The organism is Paraburkholderia sp. BCC1886 (genome assembly GCF_900996245.1).
Classification (GTDB): domain Bacteria; phylum Pseudomonadota; class Gammaproteobacteria; order Burkholderiales; family Burkholderiaceae; genus Paraburkholderia.
The window spans coordinates 190,919-199,575 of sequence record NZ_CAAJGK010000036.1 but is presented as its reverse complement, the minus strand read 5'-3'; the positions used below and the strand labels follow the sequence as shown (position 1 = coordinate 199,575).

Sequence of the window (8,657 nt, the reverse complement as noted above, 5' to 3'; positions counted from 1 at the left end):
TCAAACCTTCCTTTCATTACTGTGTGAGACTTGATACTTTCGCTTTACCCGGCAAACCCCGAAGAGCCCGCCGGCGCATCGCGCATCAAGCGCCCACACTTATCGGCTGTTAATTTTTAAAGATCATTCGCTCAGAAGCTCTGCTTTCTTCGCGTCCGTCATCTAACGGGAGGCGAATTATGCGATGCCGGCCCGAACCCCGTCAACCCCCTCTTCGAAATTAATTTCATACTTGTCTCACGACGACCCGACAGCACCGACCACGAGCATCAAGAAATTAGTTAGGCATCCAATCAATTAGCACACTCGTCATTTCATGCTCGAATCTACTCGAACTAATGCCAGCACCACGCTGAATCACCAGCACTAAAGGATTTGCCCGCATCGCCGTAAACCAAGGATATCCCGTCACTCATCTGATCGCCGACCATGGAAAACGCCATCGACGAAAGCGTCGCCGGACCGACGCCCGCTGCTGCAGCAACGGTGCCGCAGCCATCGCCAGCCTTGACGTCCGACGTGGTGCCGGTCGGCACGCCGCTGGAGTGGCCGATCGTCGATGCCGACGGCACGCCTCTCTTCGCAAGCGGCGCAACCGTCGCGACGGCGGACGAGCGCGCCTTCCTGTTCAAACATTTCCGGCCGTATCGCGGCGACCTGCTGGATGCCGACGAACAAGCCACAGCGAAAAGCGAACCCTCGCCGGACTCCACGACGCCGCTGACCATCAAGGACATGCATCTGGAAATCGGCTCGCTGATCGGTGTGCGCTCGCAACTCGGCAGCGGCGCGCCCATGCATCCGTGCCGGATCATCGGCTTCGCACCGAATCACGCGCTGTTCGTCACGCCGCCGCTGCACCAGGGGCGCATGCTCGATCTACGTCTGAACGAAAACATCGAAATCGTCGCGATAGCGAGCCAGGCCGTGTTCCGCTTCGTCTGCACGGTGGAGTCGGTCTGCCGTGCGCCGTTCGATTACGTCGTGCTGTCGAAGCCGGGCGTGATCCGCCGCTTGCGCGAACGCAAGTCGATCCGCGTGCACTCTCATCTCGCGGTGCGCTTTAGCGTCGACACTAACGGAGAGTCTTACGAAGGACTGGGTCTCGCGAAAGGGATCAGCGCACTCGGCATGTCGCTGACGACGACCGAGCCGCTCGGCGCAGTCGGCACACGCGTGCGCGTGGCCTTCCGATTGAAATCCGCCGACATGGACAGCGACGTCGAGACCACCGCGATCATCCGCAATGTGCAGAAAGGCGGCGCCGCGGGCGAGTCGACCACGCACGGACTCGAACTCGATCAACTCGACCCGAATCAGCAGATAGCGATGAAAGTGTATGTGTTCGACCGCCAGGACGACGTGTCGTACTGGTCGAACGGCTTGCGATAGACCGTCGACCAGGCAATCGGACAACACACCCGCTCACCCGCCGATCAACTCCTCCGGCGTCACGCAGCGCGCATCCCACGCGCGAGCCAGCGTGGCGCACCGTCCCAGCCGTAGCGCGCCCTGCTCGAAATCGACGAATACGATCTGGTCTACGTGATGCGGCGGGACCGGCCGGTCGGTGCTACGACCATCGCTAAGAATCCACAACCAGCGCTGCTGCGCCGGCCGCCGGCGCGCGCAGCGCGCCAACAGTCGCTCCGCCTCGCGCACGCCGGCCGCCAACGGTGTACCTCCGCCGCCGCCCACCGGCGCCAGCCATCGTTCGTTCCACCAGCGCGGCACCGCTGGCCCGAACCGCAGCGCCGTCCCCGTCCCGCCGAAACAGATGAGCGCCGCCTCGTCGCGCGCCGTACTCGCGCGATCCAGCAGCGCGATCAGCAGACCTTTGGCGAGTGCCAGGCGCTGGCCGGCCAGCATCGACCCGGAGCAGTCGAGCACGAAACAGTGCAGCGCACCGCTGCGCGGCGTCTCGGGCAAAAATCGCAAATGCTGGGCGCGCAATGCGTCCTGCCCCATCGCCGCGAAGGTCTTCGGCCAGGCAATCCGCTTGCCTTGATCGGCCGACCGTCCGCCGGAACGATGGCGTGACACCGCATCTGCCTGTTGCCGCCATCGAAAACCGCTGCGCGAGTCAGCGGCGGCGCCCTTCCGATGGCTCAGCGTTTTTTTACGTTAAGCGGTACGACACCTTTGACGTGAGCGGTCGCGGACGAAGACGGCGGCAAATAACCCCAATCGCTCTCAGCCGGGCTGCTAGACGGAGAGGAAGGCCCATCGCCGGAAACAGCCTCATCGCCGGATACCGCAGAGGATGACCCGGAAGACCTGCCCGCCTCCCCAGCATCGTCCTGCGCCTCATCGGACGAGCGAGCCTCGCCCGCATGCCGCCGATGCATCAACACCGCCCCGGCGACCCGCTCCACGTGTTCCACGGCGACCGCCCCCGCCTGCTCCAACGCGGCCAGCGCGCGCGCCGCGCGCAACATCACGAGATCGGCGCGCAAGCCGTCCACGGCCGCCTCGATGCATAACGTGCTGACGCGAGCATGCACCGCATCGTCGAACGCAAGCTGCGGCAGCGCCTCGCGCGCCGAGCGAATCCGCTGCACGTAACCCGCTTGCTGCCCCGCGTAAGCCTGGCGAAACCCTTGCGGGTCGAGATCGAACGCCAGCCGCGCCTTGACGATCGCCTGCCGCACTGCTGGATCGAAACAGTTCTGCAACTCGACCATCAAGCCGAACCGGTCGATCAGTTGCGGTCGCAACTCGCCCTCTTCGGGATTCATCGTGCCGACCAGCACGAAGCTCGCTTCATGACTATGCGAGACACCATCGCGCTCGACGGTGTTCACGCCGCTCGCCGCCGCATCGAGCAACGCATCGACGAGCGCGTCCGGCAGCAGGTTGACCTCGTCGACATACAACACGCCGCGATGCGCCTTCGCGAGCAGCCCCGGCGAGAATCGCACCGCGCCGTCGCGCAACACGGTTTCGATATCGAGTGTGCCGATCAGGCGATCTTCACTCGCGCCGAGCGGCAGATTCACCAGTTGCCCTTCCGGCAGCAACTCGGCCAGCGCGCGCGCCGCCGTGGATTTCGCCGTGCCGCGCGGCCCGCTGACCAGCACGCCGCCCAGTTGCGGATCGATGGCGGCCAGCAGCAAAGCCTGCTGCAATGGGTCCTGCCCGATCAATGCAGCGAAAGGAAACGGCAACGGAAAAGCCGCCCGCGAAGACTCTGCGTTCATGTTTGCATCCCTTCGATCTGCTGCTCGCTCGTCAACAGATGCTGTTCGACCTGCTCGCGATACTCGCCCGGCACCTGCCACAAGCCGCGTTGCATGGCTTCGAGCAGACGCTCGCAGATCGAATGCATCGCATGCGGATTGTGCCGTTGCAGGAATTCGCGGGTGTGGGCGTCGTTCAGATAAGCGTCGGTAACGAGCGCATATTGATGATCCGCGATCACGCGCGCGGTCGCATCGTACCCATACAGATAATCGACCGTCGCCGCAATTTCGGCCGCGCCTTTGTAGCCATGTCGCTTCACGCCGTCCAGCCATTTCGGATTGACCACGCGCGAGCGCACCACGCGCGCGATTTCCTCGTGCAAGGTCCGCACGCGCGGCGCCGCGGGATTGCTGTGATCCGCGTGATACACCTGCGGCTGATTGCCCGCCAGGTGCCGCACGGCCGCCACCATGCCGCCCTGGAACTGGTAGTAGTCGTTCGAATCGAGCAGGTCGTGCTCGCGGTTGTCCTGGTTCTGCAGCACCACGTCCATGGCGGCGAGCCGTGCGCCGAACGCATCGCGCGCTGCTTCGCCCGCGCGTTTCTGCGTGTACGCATAGCCGCCCCACGACTGATATGCGTTCGCGAGATCCGCATCGCTTTGCCACTGTTGCGAGTCGATCATGTCCTGCAAGCCCGCGCCATAAGCACCCGGACGCGCACTGAACACACGCCAGCCTGCGCGCCGCCGCGCCTCGGCGGCGTCCATGCCGCGCGCGACGAGCGCGTCGCGTTCGCGCAGCACGCGCGCGCGAACCGGATTCAGCGCTTCGGGTTCGTCGAGCTCGGCCACCGCCTGCACCGCGGCGTCGAACAGATGCATCACGTTGGCGAACGCATCGCGGAAAAATCCCGATACCCGCAAGGTCACGTCGATCCGCGGCCGGTCGAACGCTTCGATCGGCATGATTTCGAAATCGGTCACGCGATGGCTGCCCGGCGCCCATTTCGGCCGCACGCCGAGCAGCGCGAGCGCCTGCGCGATATCGTCGCCGCCGGTACGCATGGTGGCCGTGCCCCACACCGAGAGGCCGATTGCGCGCGGGTAATCGCCCTTCTCCTGCAGATGCCGTTCGATCAGTTGCTGCGCGGACTTCAACCCGAGCGACCACGCGGCCTGAGTCGGCACCGCGCGCGTATCGACCGAATAGAAGTTGCGGCCGGTCGGCAGCACGTCGGGACGGCCACGCGAAGGCGAACCGCTCGGCCCCGGCGGCACGAATCGCCCTGCCAGGCCGCGTGTCAGATTGCGCATTTCCTGCGGACCGCAGGCGTCGAGTCGAGGCAGCACGTCTTCACGCAAACGCGAGATGACCTGCTCCGCTTGCGGCAATGTTCCGGCTTCGGGCATCACGGCAAGCGTGAGCGCAGCACCGCACACTTCGTCGAGCATCCCTGCCGCGAGCCACTCCAGCCGCTCGCGCGTATCGCCCGCATGCCGCCATGGCGCATCGCTCACGGCTTGCAATACAGCGGGACGGGGCCCGTTCCATTGCGCCGCCCAGTCCACCGACAACGGGTCGAACAGATGATCCATTTGCAGATCGCGCGCCAGCGCATCGATCAATCCGGCGTTTCCGCCCTGTCCACCACCAACCGGAAAGCGCCCCAACGCCAGCAAGGTATCGCGCCGCTGCACGCCTTCCGGCGATTGCCCGAACGTATGCAGACCATCGCGAATCTGCGCTTCCTTCAACTCGCACAGCCACGCGTCGACGCGCGTGAGCAACACGTCTTCGGCATCCTGCCCGTTGGGCTGCGCAAGACTCAGTTCGTCATGCAGCTTGTGCTCGACGATGGTGGCGAGAATCGTCTTGCGTAACAGCTTCGAGCGGCGCGGATCGACCATCAGCGCTTCGTAGTATTCGTCGACCTGGCGCTCCAGGTCCTGCAGCGGTCCATAACTTTCCGCCCGCGTGAGCGGCGGCATCAGATGATCGACGATCACGGCCTGGGTGCGCCGCTTTGCCTGGCTCCCCTCGCCGGGATCGTTGACGATGAACGGATAAAGATGCGGCATCGGCCCGAGAATCAGATCGGGCCAGCACGCGTCGCTCAGCGCGACGCTCTTGCCGGGCAACCACTCCAGATTGCCGTGCTTGCCGACATGCACGACCGCGTCGATCGCGAACTGATGACGCAGCCAGAAGTAGAACGCGAGATACGCATGCGGCGGCACGAGTTCGGCATCGTGATAGCTCGCGTAATCGCCCTGCTCGCGCGAGCGCGATGGCTGGATGCCGACGAACACCTGCCCGCAACGCCAGCCCGCGATCATGAAGCGGCCGCGCCGCAGCGTCGGGTCCTGCTCGGGCGTGCCCCAACGCGCGTTCAATGCGAGGCGCGCTTCGGCCGGCAGCGCGTTGAAATGAACGAGGTAGTCGTCGAGCGCGAGACTTTGCAGCGCGGGACGCAGGTCGCGCACCACCGGGTCGTTGGTAACGCCTTCGGTGAGCTTTCCCAGCAAGGCGTCGCCGTCGGCGGGCAACTCGGCGAGTCGATAACCCTCGTCTCGCAGCATCGACAGAATGCCGACCACCGAGGCCGGCGTGTCGAGCCCGACGCCGTTGCCGATACGCCCCTCGCTCATCGGGTAGTTCGCGAGAATCAGCGCGAGTTTTTTGTCCGCGTTGTCGAGCGTGCGCAAACGGCACCAGCGCCGGCTCAATTCGGCGAGAAAGCCGACCCGCTCCAGATCCGGCTGATACCGCACCACGTCGACTTCGGTGTGCGGACAACGATAAGCCAGCCCCTTGAAGCTGATCGCCCGCGTGATGATGCGGCCGTCGACTTCCGGCAGCGCGATATGCATCGCGATATCGCGCGAGTTGAGGCCCTGATTGTCTTTTTGCCAGTCGTCGCGATTGCCGCCGCTCAGAATGACCTGCATGACCGGCGCGTCGCCGGCCAGTTCGAGCGGCGCGGGGTCGTCGATGGCGCTGGCGGCGAAGGCCGTCGTGTTCAGCACCAGCGCGACCCGGTGTTGCGCGCACAACGACTGCACGACATCGCGGCTCAATGCATCTTTCAGCGAGGTAATCGCAATCGGCAGCGGATTGAGACCGCGTGCCTCGAGCGCGTCGATTAGCGCATCGAATACGGCCGTGTTGGCCGCCTGCAGATGCGCCTTGTAGAACAGGATCGCGGCAACCGGCGCGTCGTCTCGCCAACGGGCCTGCCAGTCGGCGATGCTCGGCGTATCGCGTTGCGGATAGTAAAGCGTCGCGGCCGGCAGCGCGCGCGGCGGCGCCGGCTCGCGTCCAAAACCCAGCGCGCGATGCGCGATGCAGCGCAGAAACGCCTCCGCGTTGAGCGGTCCGCCCTCACGCAGATACCGCCAGAGTCGATGGCACAGATCGGCGTCGGCCGTGCTGCGGGCGAGCAGATTCGGGTCTTCCTGCAAGTCGCCGGAGAACATTGCGAGCGTCTGCTGTTTGCGCCCGGCGAGCGCCACGACCTGTTCGATGCCGTAGGGCCAATACGCCTCGCCGCCCAGATGATCGACCACGATCACGCGCGCATGCTGCAACACGTCTTCGACATAGAAGTCGACGGACGCCGGCTGCCGCAGATACGTGACATTGGCGAGCCGCACGCTTGGAAACCCCGCGCCCAGCCGCGGCACCACGCTCGCCAGCAACGACAGCGTGGTATCGGCGGAACTCAGCACGACGATGTCCGCCGGCTGCTGATCGATGCGGATCACGCCCTGCGTATCGTCGACGAAGCCGCCCGGCGTGGTGCGCAGCAGATGCATGGACGCTTACGCCTGTTGCGCCGCGGCGCGTGTGAGTGCGGCGGACGCCGTGGACGCCGTGGACACCCCCAACGCCGCATCGAACGCGCGTTGCAGCACGCCCTGATCGAGCTCTTCGCCGATCAGCACGAAGCGGCTCGTTGCGCCGCTCGCCTCGACTTCGCCGGCCTGCCAGCGCCGGTCGAAATAACTGTCGAAACGACGCCCGACGCCTTGAATCACCAGTCGCATCGGCGCACCCGGCAAAGCCGCAAACCCTTTCACCCGATAAATGGTGTGCGCCTCGACGAGCCCCTGCAACGCGGCAATCACCGCTTCCCGCGAGCTTGCCTGCGTCTGGACCACCACGGAATCGAACTCGTCGTGATGATGATCGGCATCTTCCGCCGAACCGTGATGGTCGTGGCGCAGGTGGATCGTCTCTTCCGACGCCGCTTCCAGACCGAGCAGCGTAGGCAGATCGAGCTGGCCCTGCTGCGCGCGCACGATCTTCACCTGCGCGGGAATCTCTTCGCGCAGCAACGCCTCGACCGCGCCTTGCTGCGCGTCGTCGAGCAAATCGGTTTTGTTCAGGATCACCAGATCGGCGGCGGACAACTGGTCTTCGAACAACTCGTGCAGCGGCGACTCGTGATCGAGATTCGGGTCGGCCTTGCGCTGCGCATCGACCGCCGTGGGGTTGTCGGCGAACTGGCCGCTCGCAGCGGCCGGGCCGTCCACCACCGTTACCACCGCATCGACCGTGAAGCTGTTCTTGATCTGCGGCCAGTTGAAGGCCTGCACCAACGGCTTCGGCAAAGCCAGTCCCGAAGTTTCGATCAGCACGTGATCGATCTGCTCGCGGCGCTCGACGAGTTTTTCCATGACCGGGAAGAACTCTTCCTGCACGGTGCAGCACAGGCAGCCGTTCGCGAGTTCGTACAGTTGACCTTCGGTCTCGACACCGTTGTCATCGCAACCGATTCCGCAGCCCTTGAGAATTTCCCCGTCGATACCCAGTTCGCCGAACTCATTGACGATCACCGCAATGCGCTTGCCGCCCGCATGCTGAAGAATGTGGCGCAGCAGCGTGGTCTTGCCGCTGCCGAGAAAGCCCGTGACGATGGTGACGGGAATCTTGCGCATGGGAGTCTGCATGGTGAGGTCCATCAGTAGAGATTGCCCGGGCATGCCGGCGCGTTCGATTCGACAACCAGGTTGAAGACAGACGGAACGCGCGGGGACGGCGACTTGCAGGAGCAAAAGAAACGGGGTAATGAAGCGCGCGCCGCATCCCCGCGGCGCTCGTTCAGCGTGCTCTGGCCGGTATCCGGGCTGGCGAAAGCGCCGCTTCCCCTTCCCGGGCGAGGAATTTCTCGCCCAGTGGTGATATGCCGACGCGGCCTTGCGCGTGGACATCGAAGCCGGCTCCGCGGTACCGCCAGACAGCGTGGCACCGCATTTCACTTGACCGTTGCGGGGGCAGCACAGGTTGGACCCTATCCGTTGCCGGCGGGCGCCCTGTTTCCCGTTTAACTGCATGCGCGAGAGCGCGCATACGAGCACCAAAGTGCGTGCGAGTGTAGGCCCGCGGTCCCGCTCCGTCAAGGAAACACCCGCCGCGAACGCTTATCGGCAGGGGCTTCGCTGTGCTATCGTATGCGCGCGTTGGGTGCCC

5 protein-coding genes and 1 riboswitch are annotated in these 8,657 nt (G+C 64.8%); of the genes, 1 reads left to right on the top strand and 4 read right to left on the bottom strand.

Translation table 11 applies throughout. From position 1 onward, the window contains the following. Positions 1-429: 429 nt before the first annotated feature. Complete coding sequence (locus FQ746_RS06460; protein ID WP_144108096.1) at positions 430-1,392, top strand: flagellar brake protein; 963 nt, start codon at positions 430-432, stop codon at positions 1,390-1,392. A 33-nt stretch (positions 1,393-1,425) separates the two neighbouring features. Here the strand turns inward: FQ746_RS06460 and FQ746_RS06455 are convergent, their stop codons facing one another. From FQ746_RS06455 to cobW, 4 genes are all read right to left on the bottom strand, one after another. Next, positions 1,426-1,968 (bottom strand): vWA domain-containing protein, encoded by a 543-nt coding sequence (locus FQ746_RS06455; protein ID WP_144108112.1) that lies wholly within the window; start codon positions 1,966-1,968, stop codon positions 1,426-1,428. 140 nt (positions 1,969-2,108) lie between these two features. Beyond that, positions 2,109-3,200, bottom strand: a complete 1,092-nt coding sequence (locus tag FQ746_RS06450) for an ATP-binding protein (protein WP_144108095.1) — start codon at positions 3,198-3,200, stop codon at positions 2,109-2,111. Next, positions 3,197-7,000, bottom strand: a complete 3,804-nt coding sequence (gene cobN / locus FQ746_RS06445) for a cobaltochelatase subunit CobN (RefSeq protein WP_144108094.1) — start codon at positions 6,998-7,000, stop codon at positions 3,197-3,199. The genes FQ746_RS06450 and cobN overlap by 4 nt, the downstream gene beginning before the upstream one ends. A 6-nt stretch (positions 7,001-7,006) precedes the next feature. Continuing rightward, on the bottom strand, positions 7,007-8,137 hold the full coding sequence (gene cobW / locus FQ746_RS06440; protein ID WP_313955563.1) for a cobalamin biosynthesis protein CobW: 1,131 nt from the start codon (positions 8,135-8,137) through the stop codon (positions 7,007-7,009). 145 nt (positions 8,138-8,282) lie between these two features. Then, positions 8,283-8,564: riboswitch (cobalamin riboswitch) on the bottom strand. Positions 8,565-8,657 lie beyond the last annotated feature (93 nt).

What these genes read in the sequence shown, in the direction of transcription:
- FQ746_RS06460 (WP_144108096.1), top strand. Translation starts at nt 430, where the DNA reads ATGGAAAACGCCATCGACGAAAGCGTCGCCGGACCGACGCCCGCTGCT.
- FQ746_RS06455 (WP_144108112.1), bottom strand. Translation starts at nt 1,968, where the DNA reads ATGGGGCAGGACGCATTGCGCGCCCAGCATTTGCGATTTTTGCCCGAG.
- FQ746_RS06450 (WP_144108095.1), bottom strand. Translation starts at nt 3,200, where the DNA reads ATGAACGCAGAGTCTTCGCGGGCGGCTTTTCCGTTGCCGTTTCCTTTC.
- cobN (WP_144108094.1), bottom strand. Translation starts at nt 7,000, where the DNA reads ATGCATCTGCTGCGCACCACGCCGGGCGGCTTCGTCGACGATACGCAG.
- cobW (WP_313955563.1), bottom strand. Translation starts at nt 8,137, where the DNA reads ATGCAGACTCCCATGCGCAAGATTCCCGTCACCATCGTCACGGGCTTT.